The 22,597-nt window shown below is 63.9% G+C and carries 20 protein-coding genes; 6 read left to right on the top strand and 14 right to left on the bottom strand.

From position 1 onward, the window contains the following. Nucleotides 1–41 precede the first annotated feature (41 nt). Complete coding sequence (locus DWV00_RS10125) at nt 42–1,304, bottom strand: MFS transporter (protein WP_115533867.1); 1,263 nt, start codon at nt 1,302–1,304, stop codon at nt 42–44. 111 nt (nt 1,305–1,415) lie between these two features. Here DWV00_RS10125 and DWV00_RS10120 point away from each other — a divergent pair, with 111 nt between their 5' ends. Beyond that, complete coding sequence (locus tag DWV00_RS10120; protein ID WP_115533451.1) at nt 1,416–2,345, top strand: LysR substrate-binding domain-containing protein; 930 nt, start codon at nt 1,416–1,418, stop codon at nt 2,343–2,345. A 119-nt stretch (nt 2,346–2,464) separates the two neighbouring features. On the opposite strand, the gene DWV00_RS10115 is transcribed toward DWV00_RS10120, so the two are convergent. The 4 genes from DWV00_RS10115 to DWV00_RS34875 all read right to left on the bottom strand — a co-directional run bounded on the left by DWV00_RS10115 (nt 2,465) and on the right by DWV00_RS34875 (nt 8,216). Next, complete coding sequence (locus DWV00_RS10115) at nt 2,465–3,862, bottom strand: MFS transporter (RefSeq protein ID WP_115533866.1); 1,398 nt, start codon at nt 3,860–3,862, stop codon at nt 2,465–2,467. A 251-nt stretch (nt 3,863–4,113) separates the two neighbouring features. Then, a complete protein-coding gene (locus tag DWV00_RS10110; protein WP_181885415.1) occupies nt 4,114–5,880 on the bottom strand; it encodes a S53 family peptidase in 1,767 nt (588 codons plus the stop codon). Between the two features lie 435 nt (nt 5,881–6,315). Beyond that, a complete protein-coding gene (locus DWV00_RS10105) occupies nt 6,316–8,019 on the bottom strand; it encodes a S10 family peptidase (protein WP_115533450.1) in 1,704 nt (567 codons plus the stop codon). A gap of 62 nt (nt 8,020–8,081) precedes the next feature. Continuing rightward, complete coding sequence (locus DWV00_RS34875; protein ID WP_281272623.1) at nt 8,082–8,216, bottom strand: hypothetical protein; 135 nt, start codon at nt 8,214–8,216, stop codon at nt 8,082–8,084. On the opposite strand from DWV00_RS34875, the gene DWV00_RS10100 reads away from it, so the two are divergent. Continuing rightward, nucleotides 8,209–9,276 (top strand): AI-2E family transporter, encoded by a 1,068-nt coding sequence (locus DWV00_RS10100; RefSeq protein ID WP_115533449.1) that lies wholly within the window; start codon nt 8,209–8,211, stop codon nt 9,274–9,276. The two genes, DWV00_RS34875 and DWV00_RS10100, sit on opposite strands and share 8 nt — an antisense overlap. Nucleotides 9,277–9,325: 49 nt before the next feature. On the opposite strand, the gene opgC is transcribed toward DWV00_RS10100, so the two are convergent. The 5 genes from opgC to ltaE form a co-directional block, all read right to left on the bottom strand. Continuing rightward, entirely contained in the window at nt 9,326–10,417 is a 1,092-nt protein-coding gene (gene opgC / locus DWV00_RS10095) for an OpgC domain-containing protein (RefSeq protein WP_115533448.1), read from the bottom strand. Nucleotides 10,418–10,626: 209 nt separating this feature from the next. Beyond that, nucleotides 10,627–11,079 (bottom strand): carboxymuconolactone decarboxylase family protein, encoded by a 453-nt coding sequence (locus tag DWV00_RS10090; protein ID WP_115533447.1) that lies wholly within the window; start codon nt 11,077–11,079, stop codon nt 10,627–10,629. A 118-nt stretch (nt 11,080–11,197) separates the two neighbouring features. After that, the gene (locus tag DWV00_RS10085; RefSeq protein WP_115533446.1) at nt 11,198–12,100 is read right to left on the bottom strand and encodes an RNA polymerase sigma-70 factor; all 903 of its coding nucleotides are present in this window, start codon (nt 12,098–12,100) and stop codon (nt 11,198–11,200) included. A gap of 105 nt (nt 12,101–12,205) precedes the next feature. Then, nucleotides 12,206–12,982, bottom strand: coding sequence for an arylamine N-acetyltransferase family protein (locus DWV00_RS10080; RefSeq protein ID WP_115533445.1), 777 nt, complete (start codon nt 12,980–12,982; stop codon nt 12,206–12,208). 76 nt (nt 12,983–13,058) lie between these two features. Beyond that, nucleotides 13,059–14,090 (bottom strand): low-specificity L-threonine aldolase, encoded by a 1,032-nt coding sequence (ltaE, locus tag DWV00_RS10075; protein WP_115533444.1) that lies wholly within the window; start codon nt 14,088–14,090, stop codon nt 13,059–13,061. A 143-nt stretch (nt 14,091–14,233) separates the two neighbouring features. On the opposite strand from ltaE, the gene DWV00_RS10070 reads away from it, so the two are divergent. From DWV00_RS10070 to DWV00_RS10055, 4 genes are all read left to right on the top strand, one after another. Then, the gene (locus DWV00_RS10070) at nt 14,234–15,712 is read left to right on the top strand and encodes an aminotransferase-like domain-containing protein (RefSeq protein WP_115533443.1); all 1,479 of its coding nucleotides are present in this window, start codon (nt 14,234–14,236) and stop codon (nt 15,710–15,712) included. Between the two features lie 171 nt (nt 15,713–15,883). Beyond that, a complete protein-coding gene (locus DWV00_RS10065; protein WP_115533442.1) occupies nt 15,884–16,357 on the top strand; it encodes a hypothetical protein in 474 nt (157 codons plus the stop codon). A gap of 359 nt (nt 16,358–16,716) precedes the next feature. Further along, nucleotides 16,717–17,883 carry a porin gene (locus DWV00_RS10060; RefSeq protein WP_115533864.1) on the top strand — a complete coding sequence of 389 codons (1,167 nt, stop codon included), beginning with the start codon at nt 16,717–16,719 and terminating at the stop codon, nt 17,881–17,883. A 216-nt stretch (nt 17,884–18,099) separates the two neighbouring features. Then, nucleotides 18,100–18,852 carry a fumarylacetoacetate hydrolase family protein gene (locus tag DWV00_RS10055; protein ID WP_115533441.1) on the top strand — a complete coding sequence of 251 codons (753 nt, stop codon included), beginning with the start codon at nt 18,100–18,102 and terminating at the stop codon, nt 18,850–18,852. A 136-nt stretch (nt 18,853–18,988) separates the two neighbouring features. On the opposite strand, the gene DWV00_RS10050 is transcribed toward DWV00_RS10055, so the two are convergent. From DWV00_RS10050 to mdcE, 4 genes are all read right to left on the bottom strand, one after another. Beyond that, complete coding sequence (locus DWV00_RS10050) at nt 18,989–19,906, bottom strand: hypothetical protein (RefSeq protein ID WP_147297865.1); 918 nt, start codon at nt 19,904–19,906, stop codon at nt 18,989–18,991. A 202-nt stretch (nt 19,907–20,108) separates the two neighbouring features. Further along, nucleotides 20,109–21,044, bottom strand: coding sequence for a malonate decarboxylase subunit epsilon (gene mdcH / locus DWV00_RS10045; RefSeq protein WP_115533439.1), 936 nt, complete (start codon nt 21,042–21,044; stop codon nt 20,109–20,111). After that, nucleotides 21,044–21,772 (bottom strand): malonate decarboxylase holo-ACP synthase, encoded by a 729-nt coding sequence (locus tag DWV00_RS10040; protein WP_245964812.1) that lies wholly within the window; start codon nt 21,770–21,772, stop codon nt 21,044–21,046. Before DWV00_RS10040 ends, mdcH begins: the two co-directional genes overlap by 1 nt. Next, nucleotides 21,769–22,596 (bottom strand): biotin-independent malonate decarboxylase subunit gamma, encoded by an 828-nt coding sequence (mdcE, locus tag DWV00_RS10035; RefSeq protein ID WP_115533438.1) that lies wholly within the window; start codon nt 22,594–22,596, stop codon nt 21,769–21,771. The genes DWV00_RS10040 and mdcE overlap by 4 nt, the downstream gene beginning before the upstream one ends. Nucleotide 22,597 lies beyond the last annotated feature (1 nt).

Genomic DNA, 22,597 nt, shown 5'->3' with positions numbered 1-22,597 from the left:
GCGGAGTGCGGTTAGCGTGATCACACTCCATGCCGGCCCTATCATCGCGCCCGCGGAAACAGCGGATAAACGCCGAGCGCGACAAAGCCCGCCACGAGCCAAACGACCGCCCACGAACTTGCTGCCAGCAGATGGGGCAGCAAAAGCGGCACGAGGAACAGCCCGACATAGACGATGGTGTTGGCCATGCCGAGCGCAGTACCGGCACGTGCCGGGCCGGCCAGCGTCGCAAGTTCAGCGTACGCCACACCGTGCCATGCAGAGACGCAGATGCCGGCGAACACGATCAATCCGATGATCGCAGCGATCGACATGCTGTGCCCCAGCCCGACCGCCCCGGCAAGCGCTGCGAACGAGGCGGCCGCGACGATCGTCGAGCCGCGCATGTAGCCGCGCCGGTTGCCGCGGCGGTCCGTATGACGTCCGCTCCACACCCGCATGACCATTGCGCCGACCTGCACGGCGGCCATCGTCGCGCTGATGCCTGCGGTGCCCAGGCGGCCGAAGTCGTGAAGGAACACGGTCGCGAAAGTCAGGATGGCGAACTGCGGCATGCAAAGCACACCGATCCCGAGCGCGACGCGCCAGATTTGAACGTCGCCGAGCGGGCTGCGTTGTACCGCGGCAGCGGGCTTCGCCACCGAGCCGGAGCCTGAGCCGGAAGCGGTGGTGACCGCAAACGGCGGCTCGCGCAGCCAGCGCATGGCGAAGGCTGCCGGCACCGCGCACAGCAGCGCAAGCGCGCTATAAACCGCGGCGAAGCCGTGCGTCGAAGCCAGCCACGGCAGCAGCGAGGCCCCGATCCCGCCGCCGAGCGGAACGGCGGTCTGCCGGATGCTCATGGCGATCCCGCGTTCCCCTTCCTTGAACCAGCTCATGATGGCGCGCCCGCTGGAGCCGTTGACGCTGCCGCCGAGCAAACCGACCAAGGCCATCGCGGCGGCGAGCAGGGGCAAGGCCGGGATCGAGGCGGCCGAAGGCACGACGAACAGCGCCATCGACAGCAGCGCGAGCGCGGTTCCGAGCAGCCCGGCGATGAGCACGGGCCGGTCGCCGAAGCGGTCGGTTGCGAGGCCCCACGGCAGTTCCGACAGTGCGATGCCGAGACCGGTCGCGCCCAGTGCCATGCCGAGCTGCGCGTTGTCGAAGTGGTAGCCCGTGCGCATCCAAATGGCAGTTGTCGGAATCCCGGCGGCCGCCGCCGAAAAACCGGCATTCGCGGCAACGCCGACAGCAAGCACCTTCCACCGATGCGAGGCGCCGAGCGCCTTCCTGGGCGCCTTGACGACATATTGCGTGTCCATGGGTTGCTCCGTATGAAGTTTGACGGAAGCAGTCTCGCATCCTATGATCATCCTGAAAATCAGATTATTTAGAATTGATCGTTCGAAAATTCAGGATGATTGGAGCGGGCAATGAGTCAAACGAACTTCGACGTGGCGGCGTTGCGCAGTTTCGTCACGGGCATGGACCTGGGCAGTTTCGCCAAAGCCGCGGACCGCGTCGGGCGCTCGACCTCGGCGGTCAGTGCGCAAATCAGAAAGCTCGAGGAGCAGGTGGGCGCGCCGCTCTTCCGTAAAGCGGGCCGAGGCCTGGGGTTGACCGATGCCGGCGAAGTCATGCTCCGCTACGCGCGGCGTCTCGTGGAACTTAACGACGAGGCTGTCGTCGCGGCGCGCGGCACGGATCTCGAAGGCTGGGTGCGTCTCGGATTGCAGGAGGATTTCGGGGAGTCGCTGCTTCCGGGCGTACTGGGCCGATTCGCCCGCGCGCATCCGAAGGTCCGCATCGAAGCGCGGGTCGCGCGCAACGCCGATTTGACCGAGCGGCTCGATGCGGGCGAACTCGACCTCGCGCTGGTCTGGGACGATCTCAATCTTTCGCTGCAGGCGCGGCGCGCGGCCGGCGCCAGCATCGAAGTGGCGAAGCCGCCGCTGCATTGGATCGGATCGGATGCCCTGCAATGGTCGCCCGATTCTGGCGAGCCGCTGCCGCTCGTGCTGTTCGACGGGGGCTGCATGCTGTGCTCGCTCGCGACGGACGCGCTCGATCGCGCGGGCATCGCGTGGCGCGTGGCGTTGACGAGCCCAAGCCTCGCCGGTTTATGGGCTGCCGCAGCGGCGGGACTCGGGATGACCGTGCGTACGCCGTACGGTCTGCCTTCCACCGTCCGAACGCTCGATCCGGCCGACTACGGCTTGCCGCCGCTGCCGTCGCTGGGGCTTTCGCTGCTGCGCGCCTCGAGCGCCGCCACGGCGCCGGTCGAGCAGCTGGCGACGATCGTCGTCGAAGCGGTGCGCGGCTATGCGGGCGTGGGCGCTGAAGGTGCGAGCATCGCGGCCTGAGTGACGCGGACTATAGGCAAGAAGTGGCAAGCGGGTAGGCGTGTTGGCACTGCGGGCCGGCTAGGGGGAGATCGGCGCGGGCCGGTGCCGGGTACTGCCCGCGCGAACCGGGCTTGGCGCTATCCGCGCGAACCGCGGGCGATTTCGTCGCCGGCATCGGGCGCCAGCCGGCGCGTGATCGGAATCGAGCCGAGCGAGAACAGGCCCACCACGACGAAAGACGGCCAGAAGTCGGACCACAGCGCGTGCGCATGGCCGTGCAGGTCGCGTGAGATCTGAAGCACGATTCCGCCCACGGTCACGCCGAGCCCGAGCGACATCTGCTGCACCACGCTGCCGAGGCTCGTTGCGCGGCCGACGTCCTGGCTCCCGATTTCCGCGTAGATCATCGAGTTCAGACTCGTAAACTGCAGCGCGGGGAAGAATCCGCCGAGCAGCACGACGACCCACATCACCCAGATCGGCGTGCCGGGAAAGAACGCGCCGTAGGCGGCGATGGCAATGCCCGAAAACACGGCGTTGTACATGAGCACGGTGCGAAAGCCGAACTTGCGCAGCACGGACGACGTCATCGAGCGCATGAACATGCTGCCGAACGCCGAGGCGCAGGTGATGGCGCCCGATTGAAACGCGGACATGCCGAGCCCTTCCTGCAGCGCGAGCGGCAGCAGGAACGGCACCGCGCCCAGCCCGATCCGGAACATCGATCCGCCCAGCACGCTCGCACGGAACGTCGGCACCTTGAGCAGCCGCAGGTCGAGCACGGGCAGCGTGGCGCGCTGCGCGTGGAGCACGTAGAGCGCGAGCAGCAGTGCGCCGGTGACGGTCATTTCATAGGCGGTGCGATCGGAGACGAGCCCACTGCCGATCAACGAAAGGCCGAGCATGACGAGCGACCCGCCGATGGCCGACAGCAAAAAGCCTAACCAGTCGAGCGGGCCGGGATGCGGCTCGTGCGTATTGGCGATATGGCGATTCGTCAGATAGATGCCGAGAATGCCGACGGGCACGTTGATGAAGAAGATCAACCGCCAGTGCAGGTACGTCGTGATGAAGCCGCCGAGCAGCGGCGCCGCGGCCGGCGCGAACATCGCGGGCAGACTCAGGTAGTTCATGGCGCGCACGAACTCGGTCTTGGGCACGGCGCGGAAGATGATGATGCGGCCGACGGGGACCATCATGGCGCCGCCGATGCCTTGCAGGAAGCGCGCGAGCGTGAAGACGTGCAAGTTGCGGGCGAAGCCGCACATGACGGAGCCGACGACGAAAATGCCGATCGCCGTTCGAAAGACGGTGCGGGCGCCGAAGCGGTCGGCCAGCCAGCCGCAGATCGGAATGAAGACGCCCAGCCCGACGACGTAGCTCGTGATCGCGACTTTCAACGCGACCGGGTCGCTGCCGAAATCGCGTGCCATCGACGGCAACGCCGTGACGATGATGTTCCCGTCGACGCTTTCCATGAACATGGCGCAAGCCACGATCAGCGGGGCGATAAAGGCTTTGATGGCAAGCGGCATGGACGAGCGGCGCTGCAACGACGAGTCGTGGGCAAGGACGCAAAGCAGCGATTATGCTCCGACTTTTACGAACATGGGCGCAAAACGTGCATGTTGTTGCGTGTACAACGAAAAGGAAAAGCCGGCCCAGCAAAAAGGCAAAGGCTGGGCCGGCTCGCGGCGGACGTCGCCGGACGCTTGCCGTGCGGATGCTACCTGCGTACTTAGTTAGCCTCCCTCCGCCGGCTCGTCGCACGATCGGTCATCGCCGTTCATTGCCCGAACGAGTGGCCGTTCACGTAGGACGCGAGGTTCGACATGACGAAGCTGCCCCAACCCGTCGGGTAGTCCCACCCTTTCCCGGCGTTGTAGCCGTAGCCTTGATAGCCGTTGTTGCCCGACGTCACGTCATGCACGAGCGAGGGCGTCGACTGGACGCCGCTATAGATGCTCGCGGCGGGGAAGCCCAGCGCGTTCGAATGAGCCGATTCGAGCCTCGCCCACAATCCGACGAAGATCGGCGAGGCGAGGCTCGTGCCGCCGATCTGCTGGATCTGGCCGTAGTTGTAGACGAGCGCGCCCGAGCCTTGTGCCGCGTCGAACGAGATGTCAGGCACGGCGCGGCCGGTGGGCGTGGGGCTCACCGCGAGCGAGCTCTGCCAGGAAGGCAGCGGCTCGACCTGGCTGATGCCGCCCGTCGATGCCCAGAGCTTGCCGTTGCTGTCGAGGCCTTCGTTCCAGACCGTTTCGTTCGCCCAGTCGCTGCCTGAGGTGAACAGCGTCGTGCCGCCGACGGAGATGACGTTCGGCGACGACGCGGGCCATGAGATCGAGTACGTGCTGCCGTCCGGATAGCCGCGGTTGTTGCACTCGTAGGCGCCTTCGTCGCCCGACGAAACCGAGAATGTCTGCCCCTGAGCCACGGCCGCCGCGAAGATCTGATCCTCGGCCGCCACCGTGCCGTCGGCTTGGGCATCGGTTTCGCACCAGCCTAGCGAGACGTTGATGACCTTCGCCGTATTGTCGGTGACGGCTTGGTTGAACGCCTGCGTGAGGCCCGTGTTGCCCGAGGCGTTCGCGTCCGCTTCGTAGAAGATCAGCTGATTCACGGCCCCGCCCGCGGCCCCCACGATGTCTTGGCTGTCGAGGTCCCATTCGCCTTGGCCTTCCTGGTCGTCGCTGTAGTTGCCGTTCGGGTCCCCCGTTTGCTCGGCCGACACGTTGACCGTCGCCAGGTTGTTCGCTTGGGTGAACTGGTTCAGATCCTGTGTGGCCTGGCTCGCGCCGCCGACCGTGATGATGCCGATCGTCGTGTTCGAGGCCGTGGGCAGGCTCGTGGCGCCATACAGGCCGGGCCATTCGGTCGGGTAGTGGCCCGTTTCGGTACCCGTCGCCATCGCCCTCGCTAGGGTGCGCGGGCCCCGGACCGCCATCGTGTGCGCGCGCGTCACGTTTTGCAGCCCGAGCACGGACAGCACCGTGCCGCCGAGCGCTTCAGGCACTTCGGCCGGCGCCGAGTTCGCGAAGACCGTGCGGTTGCCCTTGCGGAAATGGACAAGCGGTGTGTTGAACGCCGTCTTCACGGTGCCGGCCGTGCCGTCGGCGGAAATCAGCAGACGATTCTTCGATACGCGAATATTGACGAAGCCGTTCTTGCGCATGTAAGCGACGACCTTCTGCACCTGTGCTTCGGTGGGCGCGAACTCGGACAGGAATGCCGTTGGCGTGAGGAAGCGATGGTACCGGCTGTTGCCGCGCTCGTTGACGGCCTGCCCGAGCGCCTTGAGCTTGTTCATGTCGCGCACCTTCAGGCTCACGACGACATGGGCTTCCTCGCCCGGCGTCGCCTGCGCTTCCGGTGCCGCCGCGAACATCCTCGTCTGCAGCGGCGTCAGAAACGCTCTCGTTTCGGTGCTGACCCACGCCGCCGGTGCGGCGGCCGCATGAGCGGGAAGTGCCGCGGCAACCAGCGGCAATGCCAATGCGGCGGTTTTGCAGATACTTGGTACCGATCCCTTCGATTTTAATGTCGACTTCAATTTGACCTCCTAGGATTGCAACGCCAAGAGACGCCTTATCCGCGGGATAGCGGTGAGTCAACGGATCTGAAATTTGCTGCCGTCTCGAGCCATCGTTTGAATTGGTGGAGTAATAAAAGATCAACGATTTATTGAGCATGATTAACGTAACAGGTCAAAAAGGTGGCCGTGTAGCTGTTAATAGTGGTAGTGGAAAAGGTGGTCTGTCCGTGATGCGGCAAGCGCGTGACGGTGCGGTGCGGCCGAAGAGCCCCGCGAGTGCGCCGAAAGCATGGTCTAAAGTGCGATGAATAAATTTGATATGAAAAAGACGCGCTTTATTTCTCTGTGATTTTTTATAATATGAGAATAAGGCGCGACGCGCGGTTGTTTGTTTTTTTATGCCGCGCGAATAGCATTCGGTGCGAGTTGCGGTTTTCTATTGCAAATTTTAAGTCACCGGCGAGTCGCGTCGTCGTAAAATCGATCCAAATCGCCCCTCAGCGTGTGCAGTGCCGAGTCGTCGAGATAAATCATGTGTCCCGTCGGGTAATAGGTCACCTGCAGGTTCTTGCGCAGCGACGGTTCGAGGTTCATATGGGCGAGGTCGTACTCGGTCGCGAAGAACGGCGTGGCGAGATCGAAGTAGCCGTTCGCCGATAGTACCTTCAGCCGCGGGTTCTGCCGCATGGCTTCGGCCAGATCGGCCGCCGCATAGGGTACGTTGAGTGTTTCGCCCCACCAGATGCGGTGCTTCCAACCCCATGTTGCGAGCACGTGGCCGTTGAAGACGCGATAGGGCACGTCGGTCGCATTCCTATCGTGCAGATCTTGCGCCAAATGCCGATGGAACGCCGCGTTGAACGCGCTCGTGACGTAGCGCTCGGAAGCGTCATAATCGGGCGACGACGTATCGTCGTCATATTCGATGCCTTCGAAGCGGCTGTCGTAGCGCCCCACGCTGCGCGCTTGCCCAAACAGCAGTTGCTTGCGGAAGTGCGAGGGCGAGATGCGCAGGCGCGCTCTGAGGACATACTGCGTATCGAGCCCTGTGTACTGGGCGATCCGCTTGGCGATGGCATCGCGTTCCGCATCGGGCAAAGCGTCGCCTTTCTCGAGCGCGGCGGCGTACGGCCCAGCCGCGAAGGCGCGCACCTCGTTCAGGAACGCGGGCAAGTCGGCCGGTTTCGAAGGGCCGAGCTTGTCGTGGTACCAAGCGGTCGCGGCGAACGACGGCAAGTAGCGCACATACATGAGGTCGAGGCCCGGCGCCTGCATGCCGGAATTGAGCACCGACGAGAGCAGCACCACGCCGTTCAGTGAGATCTCGTGCTGGCCGAGCCGGTAGGCCAACATGGCCGCGCGCGCCGTGCCGTACGATTCGCCGAACAGGAATTTCGGCGAGTTCCAGCGGTCGTTGACGGTCAAATAACGGTCGATGAACTGCACGAACGCGTCGAGATCGCCGTCGACGCTCCAGAACTGCTTACCGTCGCCGCGGCCGACGACCTTCGAAAAGCCCGTGCCGACGGCGTCGATGAAGACGAGGTCGGTTTTGTCGAGCAGCGAGTCGGGGTTGTCGGCGAGCACATAGGGTGCGGGCGGCGTGGCCGACGGGCTCGATGTATGTACACGTTTCGGCCCGATCGAACCCATCAGCAAGAACACGCTCGCCGCGCCGGGGCCGCCGTTGAAGAGGAACGTGACGGGGCGCGGCGTGCCGTGCTCGGCTTTGCTCGTATAGGCGACGTAGAACATGCTTGCGTCGGACTCGCCCTTGTCGTCGCGCAGCAGCAGATTGCCCGCCGTGGCGTCGTACTCTAGCCGGCGACCGTCCAGGCGCAGCGCGTGCTTCGTCACGATGGACGTTTCGGGCGGCACGGGCGTGGGCTCCGCGGCGGCGCTTTTCGCGGAGGAGGCACCGCGTGGCGCACTTGTGGCCGCCGCGGCGTGGGGTCCGGCGTTCGGCGGTGCGACAGCGCTGGCGGCAGCGGCGGTCGGCTCGGCCGTGCCGTTGCCGCTGTCGTCGTCGGCGAGCACGGATCCGCTTGCCCCCAACGCGCAGACGAGCGCGGCCGCTAGCACGGCGATTCGGACTGCGCCGTGGATGCCGTGCGGCGATGACAATGACGATGACGATGTGGCGAAACGCAAGCGCATGGCCGCTCCCGGGATGAGGGTCGATCGAGTCTGTCGGGTCAGATTCTTTGCAAAGTTCGACGTCAAGTCAACGTCAAGTCCACGCCGGCAATGGCGCGGCGATCGTTCGGCGACAGCGAAGCGTCGGGAGCCGAGCGAACTTCGATAAGATGTCGGCGATCGAAACCCACAAACGCAAAGGCGATCTTCATGCCCATTTTTCCGCTTGCCAACAAGGACGCCGCCGACGGAAAGCGCCGGCAGCGCGCCGCGACGCTCGTGCTCTACGCCGCGCTCGTGGTGCTGGCGCTGTGGGTCATCCGGTCGTTCATTCCGGCCATCGTCTGGGCGCTCGTGATCGCGATTCTCGTTTGGCCGTTGCTGAAGCGCTTGAGCTCGCCCAATCAGAGTCACCTGCGCGCGAGCGCCATCGCGTTCGGCATGACGGCCGTGATCGGTCTGTTCATCGTGCTGCCGATCGTGGGCATCTTCGCGCAGGTGCTGCATGAGACGCATCATGCGATGCACTGGTTTGCCGACGTCGAGCAGAACGGCATCGCCTTGCCGCAGTTCGTGCAGCAACTGCCGTTCGGCAAACAGCTCTCGGCTTGGTGGCAAACGAATCTGGCGCGTCCGCTCGAGGGGTCGCCGGCCATGCAGGAATTGCGCGGCAGCCATGTCGCCGCGGCCGGCCAGCACTTCGGCTCGCTCGCGGTCAGGGGCGTCGTGCATTTCGGTTTCATGCTGCTCACGCTGTTCGTCGTGCTGCGTACCGGGCCGCAGATGTCCGTGCACCTGATCCGATCCGTGCGGCGCGTTTTCGGCGCCGACGGTACGCACCTGGCGATGCGGATGGCCGCGGCCGTGCGGGGCACCGTGACGGGCCTCGTCGTCGTCGGGCTGGGAGAGGGGGCGTTGATCGGCGTGTCGTACTTCTTGACGGGCGTGCCCCATGCCGCCGAACTCGGCCTCGTGACTGCGATTGCGGCGATGGTGCCGTTTTGTGCGCCCATCGCATTCGGCATCGTGGCGCTGTGGCTCGTGGCGCAAGGCCAGGTGGGCGGAGCCATCGCCGTGGCGGTGACGGGTGGCTTCGTCGTGTTCATGGCCGAGCATTTCGTGCGCCCGGGGCTGATCGGCAGTACGACGCGCCTGCCGTTTTTGCTTGTGTTGTTCGGTATTCTCGGCGGTGCCGAGACGTTCGGTCTCGTCGGCCTTTTCATCGGCCCGGCTTTGATGACGGTACTGACCGTCCTTTGGAGCGAGTCCGCGCGTTGAGGCGGACGGCACGGCGCGCCGCGCCAGCGTGAACTCGGATGTTCCGGCGTTACGACGCCGCGGCGGCCATGCGGGCAGGGGCCGGCCGCGCGTGCAAGTGGGAGGCCGCGGTGAGCGCGAGGATTGCGGCGGCGTCGGCGACAAGCCCGAGCGGCACATGCAGGCGCCCGCCGGTGAGCGCATAGAGGATCGAATCGACGACGAGTGAAATTCCCGCGCCCGCGACGAACGAAACGAGTCCCGCGCGTCCGATGCGATTGATCCATCCGAGTTTGCGCGCAAGCCAGCCGACCCAGCCCCGGCACGTCATCTCGGCTGCCAGCCATGCGATCGCCACGAAGTTGACCACGCGAAGCCAGCCGACGTCGGGCTTGGAGGCGAAGGCGCGCCAGTCGTTCGCCCCCATGAGCTTGATCGACGCAAGGTAGAGCACGATGCCGATCGCTGCCGCGCTGAGCGCGCTGGCGCCGCGCACCGCCCGGATCCGCTGGTAGAACGGCTGGCAGCGCGCGAGTGCGCCGAGGACGAAGACGAATTGCCACGCGAGCGGGTTGAAGTGCCACGATGCCTGATCGACCGACGGCAGCCAATTCGCGGCCTGGCCCGCGGCACCCCACACGGCCGCACTCGCGGCGAGCAGCGGCCAGGGCTTGCGCGTGGCGAGCGGTACGACGAGTGGCGTGGCGAGGGCGAACCCGACATACATCGGCAGAACCGAGGCGAGATAGGGCTGGCGTCTGAGCGATACGACGTCCCAGAGTGTTTGTGCCGGCATGGCGATGAGATCGCGCAGATCGCGCGCGGCGAGGTTGGGCGCATCGACGCGCGCCGCGGCGAAGACGGCGCTGATGGCGAGCATCAAGGCGGCCGTGACGAGAAAGCCGCGGTATAGCTCGCCCGCGCGTCTTGCAAAGCGTTGCCGTGCCGCTCGCTCGCCGCGCCTGGCTTCGAGTGAGAGGTAGGCGCAGGCTGCCGCGTATCCCCCCAAGAAGACGAACACGTCCGCGGCATCGTTGAATGCATAGGCGTGCAAAGTCAATCGCGACAGCAGGCTGCCGCCGATGTGATCGACGACGATGACGAGCATGACGAGACCGCGGAAGAAATCGAGTTCGAGCAGGCGTGCGTGGGATGGTTGCATGGCGTATCGGTTGCGGCCGGTGCATTGGGCGCGGTTTAGTACGCGTGCGATTGTAATGAAAAAGAAAGATTGGGTTGCGGCGGGGGCGAACTGATTTTCGACGACAGGGCAATAATGCGAATGTTCTGAGTCGATTGCGGCGAAAACGCTCGACGTCGCGTTCGCCCCCGCGATATCGCCGGGGGCGAACGCCTCGCTGCTCGACCTGCTTAAACCTTCTCCGGCACCGGATTCCTGAAGCTCACGTTGAGCAGATTCCAGGCGGTGATCGTCACGATGACGAATCCGAGTTCGGCGATTTCCTCGTCGCTGAACTGCTTGCGCAGCCGCGCGAACGCTTCGTCGCTCGGATCGGTGTGCGGTACGTTCGTCACCAGTTCGGCCCATTCGAGCGCCGCCCGCTCGCGCTCGTCGAAGAAGGGCGCTTCGCGCCATCCCGCGACGGCGTTCAGATGCCGAGGGTCGGCTTCCATCTTGATCAGATCGCGCCAGTGCATGTCGATGCAATACGCGCAGCCGTTGATCTGCGACACGCGCAGCAAGACCAAATCGACGAGACGATGTCCGAGCAGATCGCGGCGCAAGCCGGACGACAGCTGGTACAGATTGCGAAAAGCCGTAGGCGCGAGCTGGGAATAGTTGATGCGAGCGGTATGTGTCATGGCGTTGCCTTTCGGTTGGAAGCGGAGCGCTGCCCTATGCGGCGTCCATGCTTCCAAGACGTGGCGTTTTGCGTGCCTGTGACAGGTCCCGCGGTTTTTTACGACGACTGCGTTTTCGCTACGACAGCGATTGGGGAATGTGCGCGAGCTTGTCCGGGTTGCGCATGGCGTAGATGCCGACGACGCGCTCGCCGTCGGTCGCGAACGCCATCGCCGATTCGAGTTTGCCGTCGATGTAGCGCAGCACCCCAGGTTGGCCGTTGATGAGCGCATGGCGGTAGACCGCGGTCGAACCGAAGCGCCTCCCCGTGACCCAGAACAGATTGGCGATCCGAAAGGCGCCATGCAGCACTTTGGAGAGCGCCGGGACCTTGCCGCCGCCGTCGCCTACCAATTCCACGTCCTCGGCCAGCAGCGCTTGGATGGCATCGCGTTGGCCCGACTGCGCGGCCGCCACGAATTTCTCGACGACACGCCGGTGCGCGTCGGGCGGCACGTCGAAGCGCGTGCGCGTTTGCTGGACGCGCTCCGAGGCGCGATGGACCATTTGCCGGCACGCGGCCTCGGTTTTGCCGAGCAGAGCGGCGATTTCGTCGTAATCGTGGTCGAACACTTGGCGCAGCAAGAACGCGGCGCGTTCTTCCACGGATAGCCGTTCGAGCACCCACAGCAACGCGATCGATAGATCGCTCGCCAGCTCGATGGCCGCTTCGGGCGTGCGTTCGTCGGCCGCTTCGACCAGCGGCTCCGGCAGCCACCAGCCGATATAGGCTTCTCGTTCGACCTTCGCAGCCCGCAGGCGGTCAATTGACAGCCGCGTCACGATCGTGACGAGCCAGGCCTCGGCCGACTGCACGGCCGCGCGGTCGGTGTTCTGCTGCCACCGCAGCCACGCGTCTTGCACGATGTCTTCGGCGTCGGCGCGCGTGCCGAGCATGCGGTACGCCACCGAGAACAGCCTCCCCCGCAGCGCGTCGAACGGATCGGGGGCGGCGGGTGAGCGAGAGGGTGCGGTCGTCATATCGTCGTCGTCTTGATGGAGTGGTGCGGGAGGGCGTAACGGCGCCCCACCGACCTTAGACGACCCACGGCCCCCTTTTGTGACAGATCGCTCGAGCTCGATTGCCTAGGTGCGGGCCGGCATTGTCAACCCGAACTCGCGGGCGAGAAGGTCGGGTAACTCGTCAGGTGCCACCGTACGCTTTTCCGTGCGGCCGTGGGCGACGATTTTGAAGCTGTCGCCGCCCAGGATCTTACGACCGGCTTCCGTCATGAGCACGACGACGATCATTCGTACGAAAAGCGCTTCGGGATGCGTCGAATTCAGATAATTGGCCGGGACGAAATCGACCCACTCCTGAGACGAAAGATCGAAGGCATATTGGTTTTCCCATTCTCCATTGACTTTGGCGCGCAGCAAGTAGAAGCCGTCGTCGCCCAGGCTCAGCATGAACGTGTCGTCGTCCTGGGCGATTTCGACGTCCAAGGCGTCGAGGCGCATCGGGGCGCGGATGCCGTAGCTGCCGAAGCCCAGATCGCACAGCCATTGCTCGCCGCCGAGCGTGAGCACGAGCACCATATGCGTGCGCGGCCGGCGCGCCGGATAGATCATCGGCCGCGCCGCGGCAAATCGATAGGAGATGCCGAGCGATTCGAGCGCCATCGCGAACAGGCCGTTGACTTCGTAGCAGTAGCCTCCGCGCTTGCGGTTCACGATCTTGTCGACGATTTCCTCAGGCACCAGCGAGACGATCTTGCCCGCTTGCACGTCCAGGTTTTCGAACGGTACGGAAAAGAGCTGGCGCCGCATCATGCGCGCAACGGTTTCGATGTCGGCTTTCGGCGTTCCCGTGTAGTCGATTCGATGGAGATACTCGGTCAGGGAAAAATTATCGGCTTGCATAGGCGTGGCTTCTCATTGGATCGATGGTGATAGGTCGTGCGTGCAGCGAAATGGGTTTGTTCGACCCTGCCCGTCGCTACCGCGCCAGAAGCTGCGAAGCAATCGAGAGGGCGTAATCGACGGCGTTCGCATCGACGTCGAGGTGCGTGACCCAGCGTTGACGCGTGGAGCCGTACATCGACACGACGCCGATCCCGTGCTGCGCGAGATGCGCGGCGAACGCGGGGCCGATCGACGGCTCGATGTCGACGAACACGATGTTCGTATCGGGCTGGGCGACGGTCAGCCCGGGCAGCTTGGCCAAGCCTTGCGCCAGGGCGCGGGCGTTCGCGTGGTCTTGCGCGAGCCGCTCGACGTTGTGTTCGAGCGCGTAAATGCCGGCCGCGGCAAGGATGCCGGCTTGCCGCATGCCGCCGCCGAGCATCTTGCGCAGACGGCGCGCGCGGGCGATCGCCGCCTTGGAGCCGACGAGCACGGAGCCGACGGGCGCGCCAAGGCCCTTCGAGAGGCAGACCGACACCGTGTCGAACGGCTGCGCGAGCGTGGCGGCCGGCACGCCAAGCGCCACGGCGGCGTTGAACAGCCGCGCCCCGTCGAGATGGCACGCAAGGCCGTGACGCTTGGCCAGCGTCGTCGCGGCTTGTACGTAGTCGGAGGGCAGGATCTTGCCGCCGATCGTGTTTTCGAGCGCGAGCAGGCGCGTGCGTGCGAAGTGCGGATCGTCGGGCTTGATGGCCGCTTCGATATGGGCGAGGGGGATCGTGCCGTTTGCCGCGTTCTCGAGCGGCTGCGGCTGAATGCTGCCGAGCACGGCCGCGCCGCCGGCTTCCCACCGGTAGCAATGCGCTTGCTGGCCCACGATGTATTCGTCGCCGCGCTCGCAATGGGTCATCAGTGCGATCAGATTCGACTGCGTGCCGGACGGGACGAACACGGCCGCTTCCTTGCCGATGGTCTCGGCCATCCGCGCTTCGAGCTGCTTGATCGTGGGATCGTCGCCGAACACGTCGTCGCCGACCTCGGCCGAGGCCATGGCGGCGCGCATCGCGGCGCCGGGGCGCGTGACCGTATCGCTGCGAAAGTCGTATTTCAGTGCTGCTGCTTCCATGGTCGATCTCCTATCAGTGCTATCCGAGTTATCGGTGGTGCCGTATCAGTGCACCCATGATGGCATGACGCGTGCCCCGTCCCTATACACAACAGGGTCGAATCTGTTACATAACAGATTTTCCCGATTCTTCTTCTACCGCCATGGATTCCGCCGAGCACGATACGCCCCTGTACCTCCAATTGGCGCAACGGCTTTGGGCCGGGATCGAACAGGCGGCGATGGCGGCGGGCACGCGCTTGCCGTCGGTGCGCACGCTCGCGGCTCAGCATGGCGTCAGCATGTCGACGGCGCTGCAGGCACTGCGCTGGCTGGAGACGCGCGGGCATATCGAAGCGCGGCCGCGCTCGGGTTATTTCGTCGCGCCGCGCGCGCGGCGCAGCAAGCGGGCAAGCGGTGTAGGCGAGGCGAAAGCCGGCAGTGCGGGCCGATGGTCGAAGCCCGTGCCCGAAATCGACGCGCAGGCCCGCGACCATCTGGCGATTGCGGGGGCGCCCACAGCCGTTCGGCTCGACCTGGCTTCGGCGGAAACGTCGCTTTATCCCGTCGAGCGCTTCAGTGTGCTATTGCGCCGGCTCGCCTACCAGCACCGCGATCTGGTCGGCTCGCACGTGCGCGGCACCGGGTATCCGGCGCTGCGCGCGCAGATCGCGCGGCAGGCCATGCGATACGCCTGCGAGCTCGATCCGGAAGAACTCGTCGTGACGAACGGCTGCGTCGAGGCATTGAATCTGGCATTGCGGGCGGTGGCTCGTCCCGGCGACGTCGTCGCCGTCGAATCGCCCACTTACTTCGCTCTCCTGCAGATGTTGCGAGCGCTGGAAATGCGCGCGTATCCGATTCCATGCAAGCCGCGGACGGGCATCGATGTCGATGCCTTGAGACAGGCGCTCGACGATGGCGTGCCGATCAAAGCCGTGGTGACGGTCGCGAACGGCAACAATCCGCTCGGCAGCGTGCCGAGCGACGCGGCGAAGCGCTCGCTCGTGGAACTCTTGCGCGAGCATGACGTGCCGCTGATCGAAGACGACATCTTCGGCGATCTGTGTTTCGGCGAAACGCGGCCGCGGCCCGTGCGCGCGTTCGACGATGCGCACGGCAACGTCTTGCTTTGCGGCGGATTTTCGAAAAGCCTATGTCCGGGGTTGCGATTGGGCTGGATCGCGGGCGGGCGTTTTACGGAGCGCGTCAAAGCGCTCAAGTACACGACGAGCATGGCGACCGCCGAGCTGCAGCAAGCGGCGGTCGCGGAGTTGCTGGCGACGGGCGGTTACGCGCTGCATCTGCGGCGCTTGAAGGCTGCGTTGAAAAGTCAGCAGCACGCGCTGCGCGAAGCCGTTTTGCGGTACTTCCCCGAGGGAACGGAGGTGACGGATCCTCTCGGCGGTCTGGTGCTTTGGGCAAAACTCCCCGAGATCGATGGGAGGATGCCCAGCACGCGTGTGCTGTTCGAGCAAGCGCGGGCCGAAGGGATCAGTTTCACGCCCGGTCATCTATTCGGCGAGAACGGCGCGTTCGACGATTGCCTGCGCTTGAATGCGGGCAATCGTTGGACGAGCGAATTGGAGGCAGCGGTGCGCAGGCTGGGGGAGTTGGCGGGGCGGACCGTAGTGCCTATCTGATGCTCGCGCCGAACCCGCGGCCGTTGGCGGACCAGCCCATGCGTCGGGCGGCCCTTCGCCAAACGCGGTAAAGTGCCGCTCTTGCGCCTGAATGGGATGCGGCACGCCGTGTGCAACGTGCCAATCCGAACTCGTGATCCCGCTCGGTCCTCCCCGAGCGCAACCGCCACCATGAAACGTTTCTCCCTCGCTATCCGCATCGGCCTGGTTCTGACTGCCGTTTATGCCGCCACATCGTCTACACCGGCGCTTGCTCAGGCGCTCGACGAACCGCTGCATTGCGACCGCCCCGCCCACGATTTTATCGGCGCTTTGGAATCGCAAAGCTTGATCGACCCGCATCCCACGCACGTCGAGCCGAATTCGATCAATGCGTTCAACCCTACCCACACCGCCGATTTGACGGCATTCGGCTTTCGCGTCTTCGCGATCGTCGGCTATCAGAAAGACGATCCGATGTTCCAGAAAGGCGACGGCAAGCTGCTTGCCGATTCCGCCTACGGCGCAGTGGTTCTGGGTGCGACCGACAAGGTCGCGGCGGCTGTGAAGGCGGGGGGGAGCTCGGCGATCGTTCATCACGTTGGGCCGTTCATCACGGCGATCTTCTGCCAGATCGACACCGGCAAGCCGGCGGACTCGCAATAGCAGAAACAGGCAGCAATAGCCTAACTTCTTACACTTGCATTTCAATGTAGCGCCCGTAGAACTGCTTTCGGCAGTTCGTTCTCGGGGTTAACGCCGGGCACGCGCACCTTTTTGCCGATCGCTATCGGCCTCGAAAATCCATTGCGGCCCCGTTAGTTGGCAAATCGCAACGACCTCGGTTGTCTATGCGTTGGGCGATGGACTTGCCGACATTGTCGTGCAACCATCCTTTCATTCCGTCGTCACGACGAACGGCACGCGAGAGACCTAGCGCGATTCGGCTGCCTAAAAACGACAAGAAGCGAACGTCGCCCGGACAACAGGATCTTTCCGATCAACTTGCCGGCTTGGAGCATTCGATGAAAAAGCACCTCTTTTCTCTTGCTGCGCTGTCGGCTTTCGCCATGCCCGCGTTCGCGCAAAGCAGCGTGACGCTGTACGGCGTTCTCGACGAAGGCTTCGATTACACGAACAATGTGCAGGGCGGCCACGTCTACGAGTTGACCAGCGGTTATGCCCAGGGCAGCCGTTGGGGCTTGAAAGGCTCGGAGGATCTGGGCGGCGGCCTCAAAGCGATCTTCCAATTGGAAAACGGCTTCAATCTGAGCAACGGCGCCTTGAACCAAGGCGGCCGCATGTTCGGCCGGCAAGCTTACGTCGGCTTGTCGAGCGACTTCGGCACGGTCACGCTGGGGCGCCAGTACGACTCGGTCGTCGACTATCTCGCGCCGACGACGGCAAACGGCAACTGGGCCGGCTACCTGTTCTCCCACCCCTGGGACAACGACAACACGGACAACTCGTTCCGCGTCAACAATACGATCAAATACGCGAGCCCGAATTACTCGGGCCTCCAATTCGGCGGCACCTACAGCTTCAGCAACGATCCGGGCTTCTCGAACAACCGTCAATACAGCCTCGGCGGTCAGTATCAGAACGGCGGGTTGCTGGTCGGCGCGGCATACTTGCAGGCGAACAACCCCGGCGTGACGTCAGGCGGCGCGATTGCGACGAACGACGCGAACTTCGTTTCGTCGCGCTTGCGCATCTTCGGCGGCGGCATCAATTACACGTTCGGGCCCGCGACTGCCGGCTTCGTCTACACGAATACCAACATCAGCAATCCGACGACCGATGCGGGCTATTTCACGAGCAAGGATTCACTGGTGCCGACGACAGGCCCGCTCACCGGCGCGACGGTGAACGCATTGAAGTTCCAGAACTTCGAATTGAATGGCAAGTATCAGCTGACGCCCGCGCTGTACATCGGCGCGCAGTACGTCTACACGATGGAGAACTACGAGACGACGCTCGGCGGCGTGAAGCCGAAGATTCATACGTTCGGGCTGATGGTCGACTACAACCTGTCGAAGCGCACGGACGTCTACATCCAAGGCGCGTTCCAAAAGGTCGCGGGCGACAGCACGGGCTCCACGCTCGATCATGCCTTCGTGCCGGGTGCGGACGACGTCTCGAGTACGTCGAAGCAGGCCGTGGCGCGCGTCGGCATTCGTCATAAGTTCTAACAAGAACCAACAAGAAAAACCGTGGCGCGTTACGCGCCGCGTTTCTGTCTCGACCCATCCGTCGCGCGAGCACGGGTGGGTTTTTTATGTGCGCCCATTTTCGAGTGTGTTTGAATGTGCTCGATGCAGGCCGAGGTGGCGCGCAAGTTGCGATGCGGCGTATTCTTGGCGACCGGTTAAACGAATCGCCTGAACAACAAGGAGCACAGGGACATCATGGCCAATCCGCAAGAACTCGCCGCGCGTCTGCTGCAAGCGCGCCGCACCCATACGCTGATCGATGCGGCATCGCTCTCGTCGTCCACGCCCGCCAGCGCCGACGAAGCCTATCTCGTGCAGCAACTCGTACTCGATGAATTGGGCGGGTGCGCCGGGTATAAGATCGGTGCCAAATCCCCGACGGACGCGCCGCAATGCGCGCCTCTTCCGGCGACCAAGGTGTTCGGCGCGTCCACGGGCATTCGCCGTGACGACTATGCCCGCATCGGGCTCGAGCTGGAGATCGCTTTCAGCTTCGCCGAGGATGTCGATCACAAGCTGGCCGAGCAAGCCGACGACGTGATCGAAGCGATCGATACGATGTCGGTCGTCGTCGAAGTCGTGGACAGCCGATTCGACAGCTGGCCGAAAGTCGAACCGCTGCTTCAATTGGCCGATCTGCAAAACAACGGGGCGCTGGTGATCGGCGATACTCGGCCTTACGATCGCAGTTTCGATTTCAGCACGCCGCATGTCAGTTTTTACTTCGACGATCACCCGATTTTTCAAGGTGCCGCGCGCCATCCCGCCGGCGACCCGCGGCGCTTGATCGCGTGGCTCGTGGCGAGAACGCTCGAAACCGGACATTCGATTCCGGCGCGCACAGTGCTTACCACCGGTTCTTATACGCCGCTTTATCTGGCCGCAGGGCCTGGGGTCGTGCGCGGTGCGATCGAGGGATTCGGGAAGATCGAGTTCGAGATTAAATAGCGCGGCTGGCGTTGCGGGCCGGACATGCGGAGCCGAGAGCAGGCTTGCGAGCGAATCGTGCCTCGGTATCGATGTCGAGCGGTAGTGAAAACCGAGGCGCGACGCGGATTTGCCAACCCGTCGTCAATAACTGAGGTCACTCCGGGATGAAGATGCCTGCCTTTCGGGCTCTTCGGATCCGGACCGGCGCATTTTGTTTGACTACTCTCGCGAAGTTCTGATGAAGGTAGGAGGAAGTCGTTGCGATATCCGAAAGCGCATATTTTGTGTTCACGTATCGCTCAATGCCTCGATCCGATAGCAAGAAAGTCAGGCGAGTGCGCCAACTAGATTTGAGTAGATCTCGATGTAGGGTTGCGCTTATCGATGACATGGCCTCATCGTAGAGGCCGATGAGGCGCGCGAACCGGGAACGCGTACTCTGCAAATCGGTTGACGCGGCTACGACGAGCGTCGCGGGTGTCGTCGATGTGTCCTTGATGGAGCCGAACTTCCGAAGCGGCTCATGATGTGCCAAGCGATTCCGGAAGTCATTCATTTCGAAGGCGAACGAGATGGCCTTCTTTCGTTTGACACTGTCTTTCCATTCGTTCGGGCGAGCGTTGAGCGGGTGGTCTGGGAAGATGGCAGGCATGATGACGTGAGCTTGGTGTTTATCGACTCGCCCTAACACCGCCGTCCAAAAACCGAACGTGACACGTGAGACGATTTCGTCAGCACTAGGAGCAGGGATACGTGGCGTCCCGTTTTTCTCACGCACGGCTTTGACCTTTTCCATGGTCCGGGTGCCCAACTGAGCGGCTACAACATCCCACCAATGCGCGCTCGAATTCACGGCACCGATGTAGTGGCTCGCCATGGCGATGTGGATGCTGTTGCGCAGACATATTTCAAAATACGAAAGCAGGGCTGCGAAGCAACTCGATAGTTCTCCGTTCCACATGTACAGGCCAATCGTTGCTTCGGGACTTCTGGTTTTGAAATAGCTGCGGTAACTCTGAAGTCGGGGTTTCCCGATGATGTGCTCGAAGTTGGCGATGTCCGTTGGGTTCACGTCGCGGTGGGTTCACGTCGCGGTGGGTTCACGTCGCGGTGGGTTCACGTCGCGGTTGACCTCGTTTGTAAACCTCGGTACATTTCCAGATGACGCGCTGGTTAGCAATAGGTGTCAGGATTCATGCGCCGGTGTAGAGAGTTGAAAGGCCTCCCCTTGGGGAGGCCTTTCGCTTTGTGAGGCCCAGCTGTTCTCGCTTTCGCTACTGCGAACCCGCAACGCGTCTGCTCACCACATCGACCAATCGATCATCGGCAAACGACGCCGCTGCAAGCGCCATAATTTCGGGATACGCGATGCGCGCGATGTCGGTCAGCACTTGCCCTGGCGGTGCTTCGACGAGCACCGTCGTACCGCGCTCGATGATCGTCGTCAGCGCGTCGAACCATCGCACCGTATAGCGCATATTCGTTGCGAGATCTTCGCGAATGTCTTCGCCCTTATGCAGCGCGCGAGCCCGGCGGTTGCCGATGTAGATGTGCTTAGGTTTCCCGAACGCAATATCCGCGGCATAGCCAACGAGCGTATCGGAAGCCTCTTGCAATAGCTCGCAGTGCGATGGGACGCTGACGGCAAGGCGTTTTGCTCGATGCGCGCCGGCCTCGCGCGCGCGTTCGTTGAATGCTTCGAGCGCAGCGTCGGCACCGGCGACGACGATTTGGCGCGGCGCGTTGACGTTGGCAACGTACACTCGTTGACCGGGCACTGCCGCCGTCGTATCGATCAGCGCCTCAACTTGCGCCTCGGTCAAACCCTCGATGGCGGAAAGGCCGTAGCCGCTCGGATAGGCTCGCTCCATCAATTCGGCACGCGTTTTCACCATCCTCAACGCATCGGCGAAGTCGATCGATCCGCAGCCGACGGCAGCGGCATAGGCGCCGACGGACAGTCCCGCATGCAGTTCTGCTTCGATGCCTGCCTCAACGAGACGCCTAGCGGTCGCTACGCCGGCCACGACGAGCGTAATTTGAACCGCGATGCTTGATCGTAGGGCATCGCTCGAATCGAGCGCCATGACGTCGAGCGACAGGGCGGCGGAAGCCTCGTCGATCGTCGAAGCGACGACCGGATGGTTGGGGAGCCGATGCAGAAACCCGGCACTCTGGGCGCCTTGGCCAGGGTAGAGGAGCGCAAGCATTAACGACGGGCCTCTTGTGGAGCGACACTATCGGCCCATGGATCGTCGATGAGACTAGGCCCGCTTGCCGACCGCGCCATCACCCGTGGCTTGTCTTCGACCCATTCGTCCAATGCCACGCCCCCGGCCGGCGTTTCGAGTTGTGCATCGATGCGCAAGCCCACATCGCGCTCGACCGATGCCAACCGTTCGCGCAGCAAGCGCGCATACGCTCGGGTGAGCGGCACCGGCATGCGGATGAGCAGGTCGAGATCGCTCGTCTCCGTGACGGTAGGCCGCGCCGTTGCCAACTCGAAGCCGGCGCTGCCGGTCGGCCCCCAGACGAGCGCTTCCAGGCAGCCTCGCTCGACGATTTCCCTGAGCGCGGTCAATACCTTTAGCCTCGAGCGTCCCGGGCACGCGGGCCGACCCAAAAGATCCTCGGGCGACAAGGCGGACAAGACGTCATCGTGCGCCACGAACATCCCATATCGCTGCGACCGCGTCAGTCCGCGGAAACCCACCGCCACGAAACCGGCAGGCGCCTCGGCGCGCCGGACGACGGCGAACGGCGCATCGGCGAAAGCGGTAGTCAGCCACGAAGGCCGGTCTTCCGTCAGTGGCAGCGCGCACAGTCGAAGCAAGTCGTGCGCTCGGTACGCCCCGGCAATTCGGAAGTTCTCCGCTTTCATCTCCCGCTTGCCCTTGTTGTCCTTCTCACACTTCGGCGCATCTTCTGTATCCGTCAAACGGCAACCGCATCCCATTGCATCGCGAGACGGCGCCGCACCTCGATCGACGCCGCCCGCGAACCGCGAGCCGTGTCCGACTCGAGCCGCCGAGCAAGCTCGCGCGAGCCGGCTCGCGCCGACGCCGTGGCTTCGACGAGCGCCGCTTGCACCTTCGCGACGTGCGCATCGGTCGGCGTATCGGCATCGACGCCTTCGATGAGCTGATCGAGCAGCCCGAGCTTCGCGAACCCGCCCGTCAGCGAATACGACATCGGCGTGATCGTTTCGCCGAGGGCATCGAGCGCTTCGACGCATCGTCGAGTCACGCGAGCGGCCGCTTCCTTGCCCATCGCATGGACCATCGTGCCCGGCGCGTCGAGCGCAAGGATGCGGTTGGCCTGATAGCCGTGCGCGAGGAACGCGCCCGACATCGCCGGCCCGACGATCAGCGCAACGACCGGGTGTCCCGCGAGCCGCGCCGATGCATAGGCGTCGACGGCCGCCGCGCACGCGAGGTGGATGCCGAGCATTTCCTCGCGATAGCCGTAAGCTTGGCTCTTGACGTCGACAATGGCGACGATGGGCCGCCGCTTCGATGCGGTTGCGTCGGCGTCGATGACTTCGCGCACGGCCTGCGCCAAGCGCCATCCCTGCTCGAGGCCGATGACATTCTCGCGCGCGCGGGGAAAGCGGTTCTCGGGATCGGGCACAACGGCGATGAAGCGGGCCTGGTCGTCGCCGAGTGCTGCGTCGGCATACTGGACCGGCGCATCGCCTGCCGGCTTGCCCGCGAGGGCCCGCAGCCACTTTTCGCCGCGGGAGGGTGAAATCGCTTCGTTCATT

This window comes from Trinickia dinghuensis (genome assembly GCF_003367175.1).
Taxonomy (GTDB): Bacteria; Pseudomonadota; Gammaproteobacteria; order Burkholderiales; family Burkholderiaceae; genus Trinickia; species Trinickia dinghuensis.
Note: the sequence above shows the minus strand (reverse complement) of the source record. Positions and strands in the feature narration are given on the sequence as shown.